Raw genomic sequence first — 19,817 nt, forward strand, 5'->3', positions numbered from 1 at the left:
CTATGTGCGAATTGCTCGGGATGAGCGCCAATGTCCCCACGGACATCTGTTTCAGTTTTACCGGTCTGGTGCAGCGTGGCGGTGGAACCGGGCCGCACAAAGATGGTTGGGGCATCACGTTCTACGAAGGAAAAGGGTGCCGCACCTTCAAAGATCCGCAGCCGAGCTTTAACTCGCCGATAGCCCGTTTGGTGCAGGAATACCCGATCAAATCGCATTCGGTGGTGGCGCATATCCGCCAGGCGAATCGCGGTGAAGTGTCGCTGGAAAATACCCATCCGTTCACGCGTGAGCTGTGGGGCCGCAACTGGACCTACGCACACAATGGTCAGCTCAAAGGTTATCGTCAGCTGGATAGCGGGCCATTTCGTCCGATTGGTGAAACCGACAGCGAGAAAGCATTTTGCTGGATGCTGCACAAACTGACCGAGCGCTATCCACGCACGCCGGGCAACTGGCCAGCGGTGTTCCGCTACATTGCCGAGCTGGCAGCAGAAATGCGTGAGAAGGGTGTCTTCAACATGCTGTTATCGGATGGGCGCTATCTGATGGCGTTCTGTTCGACCAATCTCTACTGGATTACGCGCCGTGCGCCGTTTGGCAAAGCGACGTTGCTCGATCAGGATGTGGAAATTGATTTTCAGCAGCAGACGACGCCGCAAGATGTGGTAACGGTGATTGCTACGCAACCGCTGACGGGCAATGAAACCTGGCACCGGATAGTGCCAGGCGAGTGGGCATTATTTTGCCTGGGTGAGCGCCAGGAATGATTTCGAGGCAGCATCCGGTGTAGCGATCACCGGCGTGCTGTTCACCGCATATTGGCCGGTGGCCGTCACGTTCACGGTAGGCGGCACACGGTACTTAGCGAAGTACGCATAGCCCGGCTGCAGTTCACGCCAGAAGTTAATGTACGTCGAGTATTTATGGCGCTGCATATTGCTGTCTGTCATGCGGAACGGATAGATATTGACCTGAATCTCCTGCTGACCATTACGCAGCGCGGCGTTGGTGTAGGCGAAGATCTCATCCATCGATGCATCCGTCATTGCGTAGCAGCCCACGGACACGCAATCGCCGTGAATCATTAAATAGTTACCGTTATAGCCTTTAGCGCGATCGTACTGATTGGGAAAACCGGTATTAATAGCGCGATAAAAACGGCTATCCGGTTTTAACTGGTTCAGCTTAACGTTGTAAAAGCCTTCCGGACTTTTGAAATCGCCCTGACGACGTTTAGGTCCTAAACCGCCAGAGAAATTACAGATGCGATAGCTGTCCAGCAGACGATATTCATTCCCGATTTTGCCGTACAGTTCCAGCGTACGCTCTTCCTTGAAAATCTGGATAAAAACGGGGGTGCCAATTAGTTGTTTCTTTAACTCTTTGCTCACCGGAGCCAGCGGTTGCGTAGGCTCGGGGTTCATTGCCCAGCTAAGGAGCGGCATAAGAATCATCGCAAGCGTTAATGCGATTCTGCCCATTCTGTAGATACCTTGATGTGGAGAGAGACGATGACGCTGTGCGTCCGGGTATTGCATTATCGGAAATATCCGCTATCGCAGCGCAACATTAACATTGTCTGGCTTTTAATCAAGCCAGTGTCCGAGAAAATGGCGCGTTCCTAAAAGGAATACGACCACTAATTTGTAAACTTTAATCTCGCTCTCAACAAATATTGCCGATATTTTTCGCTGCTGTATACTTATCCAGTATCTGGGAGGGCGTATGCGCAAAATTATTCATGTCGATATGGACTGCTTTTATGCAGCGGTTGAGATGCGCGACGATCCCTCTTTACGTGATATTCCTATCGCCATTGGCGGCAGCCGCGTGCAACGTGGCGTGATCAGCACCGCGAACTATCCGGCACGTAAATATGGCGTGCGCAGCGCGATGCCGACCGGCATGGCGCTGAAACTCTGCCCGCATCTGCGGCTGCTGCCTGGCCGCTTTGATGCCTATAAAGAAGCCTCCCGCCAGATCCGCGACATCTTCTCACGTTACACCTCGCTGATTGAACCGCTGTCGCTGGATGAAGCCTATCTGGATGTGACCGACAGCCTGCACTGCCATGGCTCGGCGACATTAATGGCGCAGGCGATTCGCGCCGATATCCTGCGTGAAACCGGGTTGACCGCTTCCGCCGGCATCGCGCCGATCAAGTTTCTCGCCAAGATTGCTTCCGATCTCAACAAACCCAACGGGCAATATGTGATTACGCCGGACGCGATGTCCGATTTTCTACTGACGCTGCCGCTCAGTAAAATTCCTGGCGTGGGTAAAGTGGCGACTAAAAAGCTGGAAGAGATGGGCTTGCGCACCTGCGCGGATGTGCAGCGCGCCGATTTGGCGCTGCTGCTTAAACGCTTTGGCAAGTTTGGCCGCATCTTGTGGGAACGCAGCAACGGCGTGGATGAGCGCAATGTGGTGGTTGAGCGCGAACGCAAATCGCTCGGCGTTGAACGTACCCTGATGGAAGATATTCACAGCTGGGAGCAGTGTCTGGAGATTATTGATTTTCTCTATGCGGAGTTGGATCGCCGCTTAACCGCCATCAAGCCGGATAGGCAGATCGCCCGACAAGGCGTGAAACTGAAGTTCAATGATTTCCAGCAAACCACGCAGGAGCACGTTTGGCCGGTGCTGAATAAAGACGACATGATCGCGGTGGCGCGTCAGGCGTGGGATGAACGCAGAGCAGGGCGCGGCGTGCGGCTGGTGGGATTGCATGTCACGATGGTGGATCCGCAGCTGGAGCGGCAGTTGGTGTTGGGGTTGTGAGATTGTGCGCGCTGCCCCTCATCCCGGCCTTCTCCCGCCAGAGGGAGAAGGAGTAAAACAAACCGCGCTAATCGGTTCTTTCTCCCACATGTGGGAGAGGGTTAGGGTGAGGGAAAACTACTTCTTACCGTACTTCGCTTCCAGCGTTGCAAACCATGGCGCGATGAAATCGTTATTTTCGCCCCAGCCTGGAATGATCTTATTCAGCGACGCCACGTTGACCGCGCCTTGCTGGCTATTCAACTGCTGCTGAGAAATCGATGACGCTTTAAACTCGTAAGTCGCCGGTGTGGTTTCGCCTGCAATCTTGTTCGCCACCAAACGCATATTCACTGCGCCAATGGTTTTCGGATCCACCGCCACGGTTTGTATCCATGGGCTGTTTTTCTCGTGCATCAACTGCAGATCCTGATTGGATACGTCGATGCTATACAGTTTGATCTCGGTACGACCATTCTCCTGCAGGGCTTTATACGCGCCCTGGCTGAAGGCATCCCACGAACCCCAGATCGCATCGATCTTGCCTTTCGGGTATTTCGCCAGAATCGCGCCAATCTTGTTGGCGGTATCGCCCTGTACATCAGATGAAACCGCACCAATCGACTCCAGCTGATGAATGTCCGGATTCTCTTTCAGCAGCTTCTCATACACCACCTGACGACGATCCATCGCCGGGAAACCGGCCACCCACAGCTTGACGATATTCGCTTTACCGTTGAAGTCTTTGATTAAGCTGCCGAGTGATTCCTGCGCCAGCGAAGCATCATTCTGCGCCGTCACGGTGACGCCCTCTACCGGCGTATTAACCGGCGTATCAAACACCGACAGCTTGATGCCCGCTGCGGCAATACGCTGCACCAGCGCCGTGGAGTAGGGATCTTTACCGTGCGACAGGATAATGCCGTCATATTTCTGGCTAATCGCCTGGTTAACGAAATCCTGGAAGCGCGCATCGTCGCCATTGCTGAGGAAAGTGCTGACCTTAAAGCCAAGCTGGCGGCCTTGCTGAATCGCACCGGCGACAAACTGCGTGGTGTTATCGTCCGAACCCAGGTTGCGGATGATGGCGATGCGTACCGGGCCTTCATGGTTAGCGATAACCGCAGGCACTGCGGCATCGGCGAAGGCGGCGCTGGCGTTGAGCAGGCTAACCGCCAGCAGCGAAAGGGTAATTTTTTTCATTATGGTCTCTTTCTGATTAAACGCGCCTTAACGGCGCTGGATGTAAGTCATCGCCAGCGCCAGCGCCAGTACCAGACCTTTAATAATGTCCATCGCGTAATAGGGCACCGATAACATCACCAGCCCGTTCTGCAACACACCAAGAATGATGGCGCCCACCAAGGTACCCAGCGCATTTGGTTTGCCCGAACCGGCCAGCGAGAAGCCGATCCACGCTGCGGCAACGGCATCCATCAGATAACCGCCGCCGGCATTCACCTGCGAAGAGCCGATGCGTGATGCCAGCAAAATGCCGCCCAAACCGGCCAGCAGCGAAGCCAGCACATACGCCAGCACGCGATAGCGCGTGGTACGAATACCGGAGAGACGCGCCGCTTCAGGATTGCCGCCCAGCGCGTACATACGACGGCCATGCTTGGTCAGCGACAGCGCGAGCTGCGCCACAATGGTGACCACCAGCATGATAATCACGATGGTCGGCACCTGGCCGAGCAGACTAAAGGCCGCAGGAATGGTCCCTTCGGCCATGTCGCCGCTCGGCAGCACCATATTCTCGGTAATGGAACCACCAAAGCTGTAGGTCATCGCCACGCCCTGAATCACAAACAGCGTGGCGAGGGTGGCGAGCATGTCGGGAATACGTAGCACCACAATCAGGAAGCTGTTGAACAAGCCAACCAGCGTGCACAGCAGCAGCGTAATAATGATGGCTTCGGTGGTGCCAAATCCGTGCCAGACGAACAGCGAAATCACCAGCGCATTGGCCAGCGAGGCGGTGGATCCCACCGACAGGTCAAAGCCGCCAATGGTCAGCGAAATCGACACGCCAATCGCAATCACCGTGACGATGGCAATCGAGCGCAGAATGTTAATGATGTTGGTCGGTTCGAGGAAGCTGTCCGAAGCGAGACCAAATGCGGCAATCAAAATCACCACGGTCAGCAACATGCCCCACTTATAAAGGAAATCAAACAGCTGATGGCGCAGAGAAGGCTGCGAGTTTAGGGATAGTTCTTTGCTGCTCACGCAGGTGTTCCTCCGGTGGAATAAAGCAAAAGTGCCTCTTCTGTGGCGGTGTTGCCCTCCATCTCTGCCACAATGCGCCCATCCCAGAGCACACAAATGCGGTCGCACAGACCGACCAATTCAGAAAACTCGCCCGAGGCATAAATGATGCCTTTGCCCTCACGCGCTAAGCCATCGATCAACGTGAACAGATCGGTTTTGGCTTTGATATCGACGCCTTTGGTCGGCTCATCAAAAATCAGCACATCGGCGTTGTTGCGCAGCCACTTGCCAATTGCCACTTTCTGCTGGTTGCCGCCCGACAAACGACGCAGGATTTGCCCCGGTCCGGTGGTGCGCACATTCAGGCGTTGAATCACCTCTTCAGCCCAACGCCACGCCTGGCGATGACCAAACAGGCTCCAGCGCGAGAAGCTGTTATCGGCGCTGATGCTCAGGTTCATGCTCACCGGTTCATCGATGAAAATGCCCTCTTTGCGACGCTCTTCCGGCACCAGCGCCATGCGGTTTTCTACTGAATCATGCGGTGAACGCGGACGCCACGGTTTGCCGTGCAGTTCGCCCTGTGTCACACGGCTTTTGCTGGCACCAAACAGCGCTTTGCACAGCTCGGTTTTACCGGCACCCGCCAGACCAGCAATGCCCAGAATTTCCCCTTTATGCAGACGCAGCGAAATATCCTGCAGTAACCGATCGTCGTGTAAGCCTTCCACCGACAGCAGCAGCGGCTGAGTCGCACGGGCGCGACGCGGCGGAAAAACATCATCGAGCCGATGTCCCAGCATTTTCTCCACGATTTGCTCACCGCTTAGCGCCGCCATCGGGCTGCTTTCGATCAGACGACCATCGCGCAGCACCGTTAAGCGGTCGCAAATTGCTTTCAGTTCGTGAATGCGGTGCGAGATAAATACCACGCCAATGCCGCTGGACTGCAAGCGACGCACCACGGTAAACAGGCGCTCGCTCTCATGCTGATCGAGCGGGGCGGTGGGTTCATCCAGGATCAGAAAGCGGCAGTGATGGGACAGGGCGCGCGCCAGCAGGATTTGCTGCTTCTCTGCCAGCGAGCAGCGCTCCACCAAACGGTTGACGTCGATGTTCACTTCCAGCTGCGCCAGTAACGTACGCGCCTGGCGGCGAATCTCGCGCCAGTTGTAGGCGTGGCCCGGTTCGGCTAAACGATCGAGCAGTATGTTTTCGGCCACGCTGAGCTGTGGCACCAGCGCCACATCCACTTCCTGCTGCACCAGATGAATGCCGAGCTTTTTGGCATCGCGCGGTGAGCGAATAGTGACCGGCGCATCATCCAGCAGAATCTCACCGCTGTAATGATCGTGTGCGCCAGCCAGCACCGCCATCAGCGTAGATTTTCCGGCGCCGTTAGCGCCCGTCAACGCATGCACCGAGCCGCCTTCAGTCAGAAAATCCACCTGCGCGAGCGCGGCGAAACCGCCAAAGGCAATGGAGATATTACGCATCTCCAGGCGGTTGATCGCACTCATTGAACCGGGCCTTTAATTAGTTGAGTTGGGGGCATTTTTTCCTGAACCATCACTCTCGGCAACGAACGAAAGGGCATAAGCTAGCACGAAATCTTATTAGCCATCCAGACATCTGGACGTTATGGCGGCTAAATCTGGTTTGATGGAAAGATTTGGGTTAACCGAGAGGTGTAATCGTATTTATTCAGCGGGATGTGCTGTTTGTAGATTTGTGCAATAAATTGCGCCGCTACGGTATTTACAGCGTTTTATTTCCACACCTTTCACACGTCACTTTTGTAGCGGCGCAATTTATTGCGCAATCCTTCGCAGGCATAAAAAAACCCGACCGAAGTCGGGTTCATCGCGAAAGCGCAATCTTACGCTTTTTCTGGCACCACGCTGAGCAGCGCGGTCAGCAGTTTCCAGTACAGACCCACGCTTTCGATGTGAACCTGCTCATCCGGCGAATGCGGGCCGGTGATGGTTGGGCCAATCGATACCATATCCATGTTTGGATACGGCTTCTTGAACAGACCACACTCCAGACCGGCGTGAATCACCTGAATGTTCGGCGTTTTGCCAAACAGCGCTTCATAAGTTTTACGCGTCAGCGCCATCACCGGTGAATCGGCATCAGGCTGCCAGCCCGGATAGCCGCCTTTAGGTGCGCTTTTCGCCCCGGCCAGATCGGCCAGCGAGGTCAGCACTTCAACCACCCAATCTTTACCGGTATCGATCAGTGAACGAATCAGGCAGATGATTTCGGCATTGTCCTGATCCATCGTCACCACGCCGACGTTCAGCGAGGTTTCCACCACGCCTTTCGCCACGTCAGAGTTACGGATCACGCCGTTTGGTGTAGCGTTCAGCAGATTAAGGAAACGATCGCGGCTGTCAGCGTTCAGCGCCTGGCCTTGATGCGCCAGCGCTTCGGTGACCACGGCGATATTCTTCTCTTTAATGCCCAACTCGTTCAGCAGCGTCGCCTGGAAATGTGCCGCAGCAGATTTCAGTGCATCAACCTTATGGCTGTCGATCGCCAGCGTAGCAAAAGCTTCACGCGGGATAGCGTTACGCAGTGTACCGCCGGTGAATTCAATCAGACGGACATCGAGTTCACGCGCGTGCAGCGCCAGGAAGCGTGCCAGCAGTTTGTTGGCGTTGCCGAGACCATGATGAATGTCGGCACCGGAGTGACCGCCTTTCAGGCCTTTCAGCGTGAGCTTCAGGGTTTCATAGCCCGCAGGAATCGCTTCACGCGTCAGCGGCAGGGTGGTGATGAAGTCGATACCACCGGCGCAACCCATGTAGATCTCACCTTCCTCTTCCGAGTCGGTGTTGATCAGAATGTCGGCCTGCAGCCAGTTCGGCTGTAAACCAAAGGCGCCGTCCATACCGGACTCTTCGGTCATGGTCAGCAGCACTTCCAGCGGACCGTGAATCAGGCTGTTGTCAGCCAGCACCGCCAGCGCAGACGCCATACCAATGCCGTTATCCGCGCCCAGCGTGGTGCCGCGCGCTTTCACCCATTCGCCATCAACATACGGCTGAATCGGATCTTTAGTGAAGTCGTGCACCGTGTCATTGTTCTTCTGCGGCACCATATCGAGGTGCGCCTGCAGCGCCACCGGCGTGCGTTTTTCCATACCGGCGGTAGCGGGTTTACGAATCAGGATGTTGCCAACCTGATCGCGCTCAACCCACAAACCTTGCTCTTTTGCCCAGCCGACAACGTGTTCGGCCAGTGCTTCTTCGTGGTAAGAAGGGTGCGGAATGGAACAGATTTTGGCAAAAATATCCCACAGCGGTTGGGGTGAAAGTTGCGACAATTCAGACACCATGCATCTCCTGTGTCAGCGTGGCGGACATACCGCACGCACGCGGGTTTCCAGTAAAAATCGTCGTCAGAAGATCTGACGTGATGGGCCTGAGAATATCACTGTTTCTCGCCGGGTGCGTAATCAGCCGCGCTAAAAACCTGCAACCAGTAAGACAGATGCTGGTTTTTAAGGCGTCAGATCCTTATAATCTCGCGCAACCTTTTCCCCCTTGCATATTTTTTAAGCCAAGTTTCTTGGCCGGGATTCCTTTATATGAGCGAAAAATACGTCGTAACCTGGGACATGTTGCAAATCCATGCCCGTAAACTGGCCCAGCGCCTGCTTCCTGTGGAACAGTGGAAAGGTATCATCGCGGTGAGCCGTGGTGGTCTGGTTCCGGCATCGCTGCTGGCGCGTGAACTCGGTATTCGCTACGTCGATACCGTGTGCATCTCCAGCTACGATCACGATCATCAGCGCGAAATGAAAGTGCTGAAGCGTGCCGAAGGCGACGGTGAAGGCTTCATCGTGATTGATGACCTGGTGGATACCGGCGGCACCGCGCAGGCGATCCGCGACATGTATCCTAAAGCGCGATTCTGCACCATCTTCGCTAAGCCAGCTGGCCGTGCGCTGGTGGACGATTACATTGTCGATATCCCGCAGAACACCTGGATCGAGCAGCCCTGGGACATGGGCGTGGTCTACATCCCGCCAATCGTCAAAAGCTAATTGATGCATCGCAAACAACGCCCGGTTATGCCGGGCGTTGTGCTTTCTGCGCCTCGCGCGCGTATGGCGGGTGCAGTACACTCTTAGCCATCGCCACGTTGTTGGCAGGAGAATAGCTGAGATGTCTGATAAAAACCTGAGCGAAGAACTGTTCAAACCGCGTTTTAAACACCCGGAAACCTCCTCATTAGTGCACCGCCAGCATCACGCCGCCGTGCAGGTGCATAACGCCCTCGAAGGGGATACGCAGCGCGGCTGGTATCGCATGCTGAACAAGCTGCTGTGGACGTGGCGCGGTCTGTCGCCGCAGGAGATCAGCGAAGTGCTGGCGCGTATCGCGGTGAGCGAGTTCGAACGCACCAATGAAGCCTTGCTCGATACCGTGATTGGTTATCGCGGCGGCAACTGGAATTACGAGTGGTCGAAGCAGGCGGCGATCTGGCAGCAGCGCGCGTTAGAGAGCGAAAACCATGACGATGCCGGTCAGCATTGGCTGCATGCCGCCAATCTGTTCAGCCTCGCGGCTTATCCTTACATCAAAGGCGATGAGTTGGCCGATCAGGCGCAGGTGCTGGCCAATCGCGCCTACGAAGAGGCCACGCAGCGTCTGCCGGGCGAACTAAAATCCCTGACTTTCCCGATGAGCGGCGGCAGTCCGGTGACGGGGTTCCTGCATATGCCGGCGCAGGCTGAAGCGCCGTATCCCACCGTGCTGCTGTGCGGCGGCCTTGATTCGCTGCAGAGCGATCACTATCGCCTGTTCCACGACTATCTCGCGCCGCGCGGCATCGCCATGCTGACGCTGGATATGCCATCGGTAGGCTTCAGCAGCAAATGGCTGCTTAATCAGGACACCAGCCAGGTGCATCAGCAGGTGCTGCGTGAACTGAGCAACGTGCCGTGGATCGATCACACACGCGTGGCGCTGCTGGGCTACCGCTTCGGTGCCAACGTGGCGACGCGTCTGGCCTATCTGGAAGTGCCGCGAGTACGCGCGGTAGCGACGCTGGGAGCCATGGTGCACAGCGTGTTTGTGGATGCGCAACAGCAGCAACAGCTACCGGATATGTACATGGATATGCTGGCAAGCCGTCTCGGTATGTCCTCAACTTCCGACAGCAATCTGCGTACTGAACTCAACCGCTACTCGTTGAAGGTGCAAGGCTTACTTGGCCGCCGCACGCCAACGCCGATGCTGGCGGCTTACTGGCCGGATGATATTTTCGGTCCGGAAACAGACGCGCAGTTGATCGCCAACTCCTCGTCGCAGGGCAAGACGCTGGCGATTCCCGCCAAGCCGGTTTTTGCCAGTTTTGACAAAGCGCTCAATCAAATTTGTGACTGGCTGGAAAAACAGTTGAAAGGCTAACTGGCGAAATCTCTGAACTCTGCTACTACTTATATCCGGGATTTTCCATTTTTATGTTAATGGAAAGCTGGAAGTGCAATTTAAAGGGTTAAGGGAAAAGAGATGACATTACCGAGTGGTCACCCCCGTAGTCGCCTGCTTAAGCGCTTCACCGAATTGGGGCCGTATATCCGTGAAGGCAAATGTGAAGAGACACGCTTCTTCTTCGATTGCCTGGCAGCGTGTGTCAACGTCAAGCCTGCACCTGAGCTGCGTGAGTTTTGGGGGTGGTGGATGACGCTGGAAGCCTATGAAGATCACTTCACATACGAATATCATTTTGGCCTGTTTGATAAAGCGGGTGATTGGGGCGCTGCGACCATCAAAGGCAAAGAGAACAATGCCAAAGTGGAAAGCACGCTGCGTAATTTCCATGAGCGTCTGAAAGCGATGCTGCTGGAACAGAAACTCGATCTGCGCCCGGCGGAAGGCTTTAAAGAAGAGCCAGTGAAACTGAGCGCCTGATAGACTTTTAAGGGTTTAAAAAGGAAAGAGCCGGTGATGAGCCGGCTCTTTTTTTATAGACACAACGAGGGTACAGCTCAATCAGAATTGGTAAGTTAAGCCAACGGCCACAACATCATCGTTGTTCAGGTTCAGCTTGTTGTTGTCATCCAGCTGGTTGATTTTGTAATCCACAAAGGTCGACATGTTTTTATTGAAGTAGTAAGTCATGCCCACGTCGATGTATTTAACCAGATCCTCGTCACCGATCCCTTCGATGTCTTTGCCTTTGGTCTGGATATAGCCGAGGGACGGACGCAGGCCGAAGTCGAACTGATACTGCGCTACCACTTCAAAGTTCTGCGCTTTGTTAGCAAAACCGCGGGTGCCGATTGGCGTCATGTTGCGGGTTTCGGTGTAGATAGAAGCCAGGTAGATGCTGTTCGCATCATACTTGATACCGGCGCCCCATGATTCCGCTTTATCACCGCTACCCAGCGCCTGCAGCTGCTGCTGGTTAGTACGGTCTGAAGAGGTGATGGCCGACATCAGGCTGATACCGGTGTCAGCAATGGTGTAACCCAGTGACGCACCGTAACCGTCGCCGTTCTGACGTGACGTATCGGTGATGCTGCCACGGGCGTTGGCGCTGGTGGCGTCGTTTTTGCCCTGATATTGCAGCGCGAAGCGCAGGCCATCAACCAGGCCAAAGAAGTTGCTGTTGCGGTAAGTGGCTACGCCAGTTGCACGCGCAGTCATGAAGTTATCGGTACGCGCGGTACCGTCACCGCCGAACTCTGGGAATACGTCAGTCCAGGCCTCGACGTCATACAACACGCCATAGTTACGACCGTAGTCGAATGAACCGTATTGGCCGAATTTCAGACCAGCAAAGCCCAGACGGGTTTTGTTGCCTGCGTTGGCATCAGAACCTTCAGAATTATTCGCGTTGTACTGATATTCCCACTGACCGTAACCGGTCATCAGGTCATTAATCTGCGTCTGGCCTTTGAAACCGATACGCACGTAAGATTTGTCACCGTCGCTTGACGCGTTATCGCTGAAGTAGTGTTCAGCTTTAACACGGCCGTAGAAGTCCAGTTTATTACCGTCTTTGTTATACACTTCTGCGGCGTTTGCGGTGGAAGCCAGTGCCAGCGCTGATACAACTAATGCCAGTGTGCTCTTCTTCATTTTGCTATCAATCCCAATGAGTAAAATTTGTTGTACCCGTGAAAGGTTTTGTAAAACACCGACTTTTTACCGGTTGGTGATGAACGTTTTATGACAGTTTTTCGGCTTTCTTGTTAATCGCGAACTTTTGGTCTACCGCATTGTCAGGGGATTTTTGTGCTTTTCCCCTTGCTGTTGTTGGCTTCCTTGCTCACTCCTGATAAAACGTCCCTTCGCAGATTTTTTTCTTACATGGCAGGAAAAACATGAGTGGCAGTCAGACCCTTGTGGTCAAGTTGGGTACTAGCGTCCTCACCGGCGGTTCACGCCGGTTGAATCGGGCGCACATGGTGGAGTTGGTTCGTCAGTGTGCGCAGTTGCACGCCGCGGGCCATCGCATTGTTATCGTTACCTCTGGCGCCATTGCCGCCGGACGCGAACACCTTGGTTACCCCGAACTGCCGCCTACCATCGCCTCAAAGCAGCTGTTGGCTGCGGTGGGGCAGAGCCGTTTGATCCAGCTTTGGGAACAACTGTTTTCAATCTACGGCATTCACATCGGGCAGATGCTGCTGACGCGCGCTGATATGGAAGACCGTGAACGTTTCCTTTATGCGCGTGACATGCTGCGCGCGCTGCTCGACAACCACATCGTGCCGGTGATTAACGAGAACGATGCGGTGGCCACCGCTGAAATTAAAGTGGGCGACAACGACAATCTGTCGGCGCTGGCGGCGATGCTGGGCGGCGCGGATAAACTGCTGCTGCTGACCGATCAGCAAGGGTTGTTCACCGCCGATCCGCGTACCAATCCGGAAGCAGAGCTGATCAGCGACGTGCACCAGATCGATGATGCATTACGCACCCTCGCGGGCGGCAGCGTATCGGGCCTGGGAACCGGCGGCATGGCGACCAAGCTGCAGGCGGCGGACGTCGCTTGTCGCGCGGGGATCGATGTGATCATCGCCGCCGGCAGTCGTCCGGATGTGATCAGCGATGTGCTGTATGGCAAACCGGTCGGTACGCGTTTCCACGCGCAGCAGTCGCCACTGGAAAACCGCAAGCGCTGGATCTTCGGCGCACCGCCGGCGGGCGAAATCACCATCGATGATGGTGCGCTGGCCGCGATGCTGGAGCGCGGCAGTTCGCTGCTGCCAAAAGGCATCCGTGACGTGCAGGGCAACTTCTCGCGCGGTGAAGTGATCCGCATTCGCAACCTGCAAGGGCGCGATATCGCCCACGGCGTCACGCGCTATAACAGCGATGCCATGCGCATGATTGCCGGTCATCACAGCCAGGAAATCGGCGAGATCCTCGGTTACGAATATGGCCCGGTAGCGGTGCACCGCGACGATATGATCGTCAGTTAAGGAGCAGATAATGTTAGAAGAGATGGGTAAAGCGGCGCGCGCTGCGTCGTACAAACTGGCAGAACTCTCCACCGAACAAAAAAATCAGGTGCTGCTCACCATCGCCGATCGTCTGGAAGCGGAAAGCGCGGACATCCTGGCGGCAAACGAGCAGGATTTGGCGGATGCACGCCAAAATGGCATGAGCGAAGCGCTGCTCGATCGACTGACGCTCAACCCGCAGCGTCTGAAAGGCATTGCCGATGATGTGCGTCAGGTGTGTCGCCTGGCCGATCCGGTGGGGCAATTGATGGATGGCGGCCAGCTTGATAGCGGCCTGCGCATTGAACGCCGTCGCGTGCCGCTGGGTGTGGTTGGCGTGATTTATGAAGCGCGTCCTAATGTCACTGTTGATGTGGCATCGCTGTGCCTGAAAACCGGCAACGCGGCGATTCTGCGCGGTGGCAAAGAGACTTATCGCACCAACGCCGCCACCGTGCGCGTGATCCAAAATGCGCTGACCCAGCACGGTTTACCAGCAGGCGCGGTGCAGGCGATTGAAAACCCGGATCGTGAACTAGTGAATCAGCTGCTGAAGCTCGATCGCTACGTCGATATGCTGATCCCACGCGGCGGAGCAGGTTTGCACAAGCTGTGCCGTGAAAACTCCACCATTCCGGTGATTACCGGCGGCATCGGCGTGTGCCATCTCTATCTCGATGAAACCATGGAGACCGAGGCCGCGCTGGAGGTGATCGTCAATGCCAAGAAGCAGCGGCCAAGCGCCTGCAACTCGCTGGAAACGCTGCTGATCCATCGCGATCAGGCGGACACCTTCATTCCGGCATTCCTGCAACGTATGGCGCAAGAGAAGATTGCGCTGCACGCCGACGAAAATGTGCTGGCGCTGCTGCAAAACGGTGCTGCCGAGGTGGTGGCGGTGCAAGCGGAAAATTATGATGACGAATGGTTGTCCAACGATCTGAACGTCAAGCTGGTGTCGGATATTGATGAAGCCATCGCGCATATCCGTGAGCACGGCACGCAGCACTCTGATGGCATTCTGACGCGCAGCATTGGCAATGCCAATCGCTTCGTCAACCAGGTTGACTCATCGGCGGTATACGTTAATGCCAGCACACGCTTCACTGACGGCGGCCAGTTTGGCCTCGGTGCCGAAGTGGCGGTCAGTACGCAGAAGCTGCATGCGCGTGGTCCAATGGGACTTGAAGCGCTGACCACCTACAAATGGATAGGGTGGGGCGACGATACGCTACGTCGCTAATGTTCGCTCCTGCATGACAATGGGCACCGAAAACGGTGCCCATTTTTTTCGTTTTCGATCCAGTTATTCCAAGAGCTTTTTGATTTATTTCTGTCATCTATGGCGGGCTCGCGGCTTTTCACCCATTTTTTCCTTTAGATGCTGGTCTTATTGCTACAGAACAATCCTGAAAACCCCTGTCAGAACAAGCGATATGGCACTGAACACTGGTTTCGCCCTAACCGAAGGGGATAATGATTGTCCAGCTTCATTGATAAAAGCGGTTGGGTAGTAAACTGCCGGTAATATAAAATGAACTGGTAGCAAAAATGAAAATAACATTCAGTCTTTTACTGAAGGCAGATTATTAACTGATGGTTAAAAAAGAAAGTACGAGACAAGCATTCACTGCCAGGCTGATTGCCGCATGCGAAAGTGCGGGAATTGTCGGACATGGACGGAATAAACAGGTTGCGCTTGCTCTGCAAGAGAGGGGATGCAAGATCTCAACGCCGGGGGTGTGGAAATGGTTTAACGGGCAATCGATCCCCGATGATAATAATTTACTGGCGCTCAGCCAGTTACTCGACGTGCGCGTGGAGTGGCTGCAATTTGGCATGGAAAAACCGGCCGCCTTGCTGACGCAGCGCAGTCTGGTGAACCCAAAACATCTGTTTCGCGTGGAGAGTCTGGATATTGGCCAGCACGGTGTGCGCAGCGGCTCTTCGCGCGATGAATTGGTGGAAACCATTCAAGCCATTGAATATGGGCTGGAAGAGGCGCGGGTGCTGTTTAACGGCCGCCCGGCAGAAAATATTCGCCTCATCGCGCTGAACAGCGATTCGATGGCCGGCACTTTTGCGCCGCGCGATCAGCTGTTTGTCGATATCAGCGTGCATCGCTTCGATGGCGATGGTATTTACCTGTTCACGCTTGACGATCAGCTCTATCTCAAACGCCTGCAACTTCAGCACAAAAAGGTCGCGGTGATCTCCGATAACAAGCGCTATGAAACCTGGTACCTCACGCTGGAAGAAGCCAGGACGCTGCAAGTGGTGGCGCGGGTGATCATGAGCCAGGCGCGGGATTACCAAATCCTGGGCTGATCACAAAACGCCAGATTGCGGCAAAAAAATATTTTGGCTGAAATCATTAATTTAACTGACGGTAAATAAAAAATTAACCATTGGTGTTTGCCAATGCATTAGAACCTGTTAATAATTTGAGCATGGATGGACAACATACCTGCTCACGGATGAGCCCGCTCTTAAACAATTGAGGCGCTGCACAAGCGCGATACATACCATCCAAAGTTAGTGAACTTTGGGATGGGGTGGATACGCACTTTGCAGCGTTGTCAGTTGCCCTCTGATTTTCACTCTCCTCTACTTCACCCTGGCCGCGAAAGCAGCCGGGCGAGTTGACGTCGGGTATTTTCCAGAGGAATAACGAACGCGTCGGCCTCAGCCGAATTGCCGTGCCTGCCACCCCATCGCCAAAGACTCATTAACAGGAGGAGTTATGGCGATTATCCAGTACGGGAAGTCAGTATTTTCAGGTAATGCACGCACGCGCCGCCATCGGCGACGCCAGTCCCTCAGCCTTAAGCGCAGCATCGATAGCGCACTCGGCATCGAATACGAAAACGTCACCTTGCGCACCGCTGAACGCATCTGCCAGCGCCAGACGCTGTCGCGCGTTGACAGCGCCGTGCTAGCGCCCGTTCGTGTTCAGCAGGCACAACCCAGCTTTGATAACTGCTGTCTGCCCCACGTCTATTTGTATGCCGTGCGTTAACCCTGCATCACTTTCCCCAGTTTTAAACGGAACGTTCCATTGTTGCTCACTGTTTAACCATTCTTGAGCGTTTCGCTTATATGAAAACGCGCTCAATGTCGTAAACGATCAGCAGGATTTATGTTTTTTGCCGTTTTGCGCAGCCATTTACAGGCTGTTGCGCCCCGTCAAAGAGGAATTTCTATGAGCCAGATTATTGCCATCCTGAATTTCGAAGAGGGTTATCGCGAAGCGCCTTACCTCGACTCGCTGGGTTTCCCCACGGTCGCTGGCGGCATTCGCATCGGCCCCAAAGGGGCATCGCTTAGCAACTACATCTTCCAGGTGCCGCGTCCCGTCGGCGATGTGTGGAAGCAGTGCATTGTCGAGGGCAAGGTGCAGCAGATGCATCAGCGTGCGCTGGTGCAGCAGGCGCTGGCCAAATGCAATGAGGCGCGCAGCGATGTGCTGATCAGCATGGGATATCAGCTGGGGGTGGATGGGCTGGCGATGTTTCGCGGCATGCTCACCGCCATTACGCAGGGCGATTTCAACAGCGCGGCCAACGCCATGCTCGACAGCCTGTGGGCAAGACAAACGTCGGGTCGCGCACGGCGCCATGCCGAAGTGATGCGCAGCGGCACCTACGACATCTATCGGGGGCTGCTATGAATTTGAAACTGCTGATTTTTGTCACCGCGGTGCTGGCAGTGATTGTGGTGGTGTTGGTGATGCAGCGCTTCACCACGCTGGAGTTCGTGAAACATGCGCGGCTGTTATTCAAAACCTGGTCGGTATGGCTGGCGTCGCTCGGTTCGATGCTCAGCGCGTGGGTGCAATCATTTCCCACCGCTGCGCTTGATGCCTGGAACAGCATGCCGCCCGACGTGAAAGCGATTCTGCCGCACAACTATTTGGGGCTGATTGGCGCCTTTATGGTGGCGATGGGCGTGATTGCCCAATTCATCCGCCAGAAAGGCCTCAACCAGCAGAAAAATGCGATGGAGGAAAAAGTATGACATTGCTCATGACATTATTCGGCGCCAGCTGGCACTGGGTTGCCGCGCTGGCGGGCGTCATCGCTGCGCTGGTTGCCAGCTACTTCGGTGGCAAGAAAATCGGCAAGGTGCAGCAAGCATCCCAGGCCGCCGTCGAGCGCGCCGATAAAGCCGCGGCGCAAGCGGTAGCGGTTAACCAACAGCAGCAACTGCTGCGCGAGGAGGCCAAACGTGTGGAAGCCAGCAACCTTAATCTTGATGACGCTGCTGCTCGTGACAAGTTGCAGCAATCGAAGTACCACCAGCCCTGAATCTCCCGTCGTCATCGACTCAGCCTGCACCCTGTTTTCCCCGATTTACACCCACGGCAATGACGCCGAGCGCATGGACGTTCGCACCGTGCGCGCCATCAACAACCACAACGATCTTTGGGATCAGCACTGCGGCCAACCGGCTCAGTAACGTTGCTCTCATGCATTTGCATTCCCTACCCGAAAAGCCGAGGAGGCTATGATGATCGAAGTTAACTCTTATGCAGAACTGCGCACCACTGTACCGGCCAAAAACGGCGATTTGGCATTCTTACGTCGTTACAACGCGGACTCCACCTTCCACGGTGGCGGTGATTTTACCGGTTTTATCGGCACCACCACGGCGGTAGAAGATGGCGGTACGCTGGTGATCGGTAACGGTTTTTACTGGAAACGCGTGATTAACGATCCCACCGAAATCAACGTTTATCACTTCGGTGCCAAAGGCGACGGTTACGCCAACGATACCGAGGCGTTTAACCGTATGCTGGCGTGGACGCAAAGCTACTCAGGCAACATCACCGCATTACCGGTGCGTTTTCCTGGCGGTCGATTCCTGATTAGCCCCATCGACATCAGCGGTACCGAGCGCGCCTTCTTCGGCTTGCAGGGGGATGATGTCGAGCTGGGTTCGCTGCCGCGCACCACCATCATTTCCGACAAAAGCGCCAACACGGTGTTTAAGGTGAAGGCGCGTCGTACCTCAATCCGCGGTATTGCGTGGAACGGCCAGGCATCCGCCGATATCACCACCAACAAAAGCACCATCACTGCCGATATGTGCAGCAACGTGCAGCCGTTCTTCGAAAACACCTGTATCGAAGGCACCACCGTCAATATCTACTGTTTCCGCGCGCAGAATAACGGCGGTACGGTGATCAAAGTGCTGGATACCCTCGACAGTAAATTCGACCAGATTTACACCCTGTATACCTACGGACGCGTGTTTGATGTCGGCTGGTCAAACTCGCCCAAAGGCGCGTGGGATCACTCCACGGCGATTGAGCTGTGTAACTGTAACTTTCAGACCGGTTATGGCGACGCCACGCTTTACATGCCGCGCGTAACGCAGGGGATTATTCGCAACGTGTGGATTGAGCACACGCGTAATCCGGGCGATCTTTCCGACGGCGGCTGGACGGTGGATACGCTGAACATTGAGGATTGCGGTACGCCGTTGAATCTCAACAATGCGCGCGTGGTGATTCGTCAGCTCAATCTGCAATCCGGCGCAAAACTCAGCCTGGATGCGGTGGCCGGACGTTGGTTATCCACCTTTGAGTATGGCTATCGTCGTGACGAGAACTACGGCACCTTTATGACCGGATCGCTGCGCGCGGGCTACTTCAGCGGCTACAAAATTACTAATAACACCGATACCGATAACTGGTATCGCGTTGGGCAGCTGTTCTTCCCGAACGCTAACCAGCAGTGGGTAATGGAGTTTATTGGTAAAGCGGATGCCACTCAGCCAACGGGCACTGCCGGTTCACCGGTCAACGTGGCGGCGACCGGCAAAACCTGGGTCAATCTGCAGCGTCTGGAAACGGTGTGGGCTGATGCCTATCACATGGGACAACCTGCGGTGCTGGATATCCGCTACAGCCGCGTCGGCACCACCTATGCGGCGGTGTGGATAAAACTGCGCGCCAACAGCGGTGACACCATGATGAACCTGAAATGCACCGGCCCTACGCGTTTCGATACCGGTTCCTGCTCGCTGTTCCAGCAGGACTTCTCGGTCGTGACCGATACCACCAAACTGGGCGGTTTCAAACCGGCGGCGCGTTTCGGGCTGCATAACGGTTTGGCCGGTATTGGCGCGAACGAGAAAGGGGTGCTGACCGTCGCGACGGCGGCCGGTACGCCGACCAACAAAACCGCGCCTACGGGCTTTGTGCTGGTCAACATTAACGGTGTCGATCGTAAACTTCCTTATTACGATTGAGGTCCAGCACCTGTTTGGCGAGGCTTCGGCCTCGCCTTTTTTTGTTTGTGGGGAAAGCGCACTGGCCATAAAAAAAGCACCGCTGTTTCCAGCGATGCTCTGATCAAAAGAGGCCGAT

20 protein-coding genes are annotated in these 19,817 nt (G+C 55.1%); 13 read left to right on the forward strand and 7 right to left on the reverse strand.

Features of this window, described 5'->3' with window-relative positions; genetic code table 11:
- Positions 1–2 precede the first annotated feature (2 nt).
- Entirely contained in the window at positions 3–770 is a 768-nt protein-coding gene (locus P6287_RS04315; RefSeq protein ID WP_277974564.1) for a class II glutamine amidotransferase, read from the forward strand.
- On the opposite strand, the gene dpaA is transcribed toward P6287_RS04315, so the two are convergent.
- Complete coding sequence (gene dpaA / locus P6287_RS04320; protein ID WP_101762523.1) at positions 741–1,484, reverse strand: peptidoglycan meso-diaminopimelic acid protein amidase; 744 nt, start codon at positions 1,482–1,484, stop codon at positions 741–743. The genes P6287_RS04315 and dpaA overlap by 30 nt on opposite strands.
- A 244-nt stretch (positions 1,485–1,728) precedes the next feature.
- Between dpaA and dinB the strand changes: the two genes are divergently transcribed.
- Positions 1,729–2,784, forward strand: coding sequence for a DNA polymerase IV (gene dinB / locus P6287_RS04325; RefSeq protein ID WP_192236754.1), 1,056 nt, complete (start codon positions 1,729–1,731; stop codon positions 2,782–2,784).
- 117 nt (positions 2,785–2,901) lie between these two features.
- On the opposite strand, the gene P6287_RS04330 is transcribed toward dinB, so the two are convergent.
- The 4 genes from P6287_RS04330 to pepD form a co-directional block, all read right to left on the reverse strand.
- Positions 2,902–3,966: a sugar ABC transporter substrate-binding protein gene (locus P6287_RS04330; protein WP_277974565.1), complete on the reverse strand. Its 1,065-nt coding sequence runs from the start codon at positions 3,964–3,966 to the stop codon at positions 2,902–2,904.
- A gap of 27 nt (positions 3,967–3,993) precedes the next feature.
- Positions 3,994–4,992, reverse strand: a complete 999-nt coding sequence (locus P6287_RS04335; RefSeq protein WP_277974566.1) for an ABC transporter permease — start codon at positions 4,990–4,992, stop codon at positions 3,994–3,996.
- Complete coding sequence (locus tag P6287_RS04340) at positions 4,989–6,494, reverse strand: sugar ABC transporter ATP-binding protein (protein ID WP_277974567.1); 1,506 nt, start codon at positions 6,492–6,494, stop codon at positions 4,989–4,991. Before P6287_RS04340 ends, P6287_RS04335 begins: the two co-directional genes overlap by 4 nt.
- 359 nt (positions 6,495–6,853) lie before the next feature.
- Positions 6,854–8,314: a beta-Ala-His dipeptidase gene (gene pepD / locus P6287_RS04345; protein WP_192415435.1), complete on the reverse strand. Its 1,461-nt coding sequence runs from the start codon at positions 8,312–8,314 to the stop codon at positions 6,854–6,856.
- A 255-nt stretch (positions 8,315–8,569) separates the two neighbouring features.
- Here pepD and gpt point away from each other — a divergent pair, with 255 nt between their 5' ends.
- The 3 genes from gpt to crl all read left to right on the forward strand — a co-directional run bounded on the left by gpt (position 8,570) and on the right by crl (position 10,901).
- Positions 8,570–9,028 carry a xanthine phosphoribosyltransferase gene (gene gpt / locus P6287_RS04350; RefSeq protein WP_007887137.1) on the forward strand — a complete coding sequence of 153 codons (459 nt, stop codon included), beginning with the start codon at positions 8,570–8,572 and terminating at the stop codon, positions 9,026–9,028.
- A 121-nt stretch (positions 9,029–9,149) separates the two neighbouring features.
- On the forward strand, positions 9,150–10,397 hold the full coding sequence (gene frsA, locus P6287_RS04355) for an esterase FrsA (protein ID WP_192236751.1): 1,248 nt from the start codon (positions 9,150–9,152) through the stop codon (positions 10,395–10,397).
- A 102-nt stretch (positions 10,398–10,499) separates the two neighbouring features.
- A complete protein-coding gene (crl, locus tag P6287_RS04360) occupies positions 10,500–10,901 on the forward strand; it encodes a sigma factor-binding protein Crl (protein ID WP_008108946.1) in 402 nt (133 codons plus the stop codon).
- An 81-nt stretch (positions 10,902–10,982) separates the two neighbouring features.
- Here crl and ompC read toward each other — a convergent pair whose 3' ends face one another.
- On the reverse strand, positions 10,983–12,074 hold the full coding sequence (ompC, locus tag P6287_RS04365) for a porin OmpC (RefSeq protein ID WP_101762516.1): 1,092 nt from the start codon (positions 12,072–12,074) through the stop codon (positions 10,983–10,985).
- Between the two features lie 245 nt (positions 12,075–12,319).
- On the opposite strand from ompC, the gene proB reads away from it, so the two are divergent.
- The 7 genes from proB (at position 12,320) to P6287_RS04400 (ending at position 17,751) form a co-directional block, all read left to right on the forward strand.
- Positions 12,320–13,423 (forward strand): glutamate 5-kinase, encoded by a 1,104-nt coding sequence (gene proB / locus P6287_RS04370; protein ID WP_101762515.1) that lies wholly within the window; start codon positions 12,320–12,322, stop codon positions 13,421–13,423.
- Between the two features lie 10 nt (positions 13,424–13,433).
- Positions 13,434–14,687, forward strand: a complete 1,254-nt coding sequence (gene proA / locus P6287_RS04375) for a glutamate-5-semialdehyde dehydrogenase (protein ID WP_101762514.1) — start codon at positions 13,434–13,436, stop codon at positions 14,685–14,687.
- A gap of 353 nt (positions 14,688–15,040) precedes the next feature.
- A complete protein-coding gene (locus P6287_RS04380; protein ID WP_101762513.1) occupies positions 15,041–15,772 on the forward strand; it encodes a S24 family peptidase in 732 nt (243 codons plus the stop codon).
- Positions 15,773–16,187: 415 nt separating this feature from the next.
- Positions 16,188–16,463, forward strand: a complete 276-nt coding sequence (locus P6287_RS04385) for a hypothetical protein (protein ID WP_110867800.1) — start codon at positions 16,188–16,190, stop codon at positions 16,461–16,463.
- Between the two features lie 183 nt (positions 16,464–16,646).
- A complete protein-coding gene (locus tag P6287_RS04390; protein WP_101762511.1) occupies positions 16,647–17,114 on the forward strand; it encodes a glycoside hydrolase family protein in 468 nt (155 codons plus the stop codon).
- Positions 17,115–17,116: 2 nt separating this feature from the next.
- Positions 17,117–17,461, forward strand: coding sequence for a hypothetical protein (locus P6287_RS04395; RefSeq protein WP_192236784.1), 345 nt, complete (start codon positions 17,117–17,119; stop codon positions 17,459–17,461).
- Positions 17,458–17,751 carry a hypothetical protein gene (locus tag P6287_RS04400; protein ID WP_101762509.1) on the forward strand — a complete coding sequence of 98 codons (294 nt, stop codon included), beginning with the start codon at positions 17,458–17,460 and terminating at the stop codon, positions 17,749–17,751. The genes P6287_RS04395 and P6287_RS04400 overlap by 4 nt, the downstream gene beginning before the upstream one ends.
- A 19-nt stretch (positions 17,752–17,770) precedes the next feature.
- On the opposite strand, the gene P6287_RS04405 is transcribed toward P6287_RS04400, so the two are convergent.
- Positions 17,771–17,914 (reverse strand): hypothetical protein, encoded by a 144-nt coding sequence (locus tag P6287_RS04405; protein WP_158527638.1) that lies wholly within the window; start codon positions 17,912–17,914, stop codon positions 17,771–17,773.
- Between the two features lie 39 nt (positions 17,915–17,953).
- Here P6287_RS04405 and P6287_RS04410 point away from each other — a divergent pair, with 39 nt between their 5' ends.
- On the forward strand, positions 17,954–19,699 hold the full coding sequence (locus P6287_RS04410; protein WP_277974903.1) for a glycosyl hydrolase family 28-related protein: 1,746 nt from the start codon (positions 17,954–17,956) through the stop codon (positions 19,697–19,699).
- Positions 19,700–19,817: the final 118 nt, after the last annotated feature.

This window comes from Pantoea sp. X85 (genome assembly GCF_029623675.1).
GTDB classification, from domain to species: Bacteria; Pseudomonadota; Gammaproteobacteria; order Enterobacterales; family Enterobacteriaceae; genus Pantoea; species Pantoea leporis.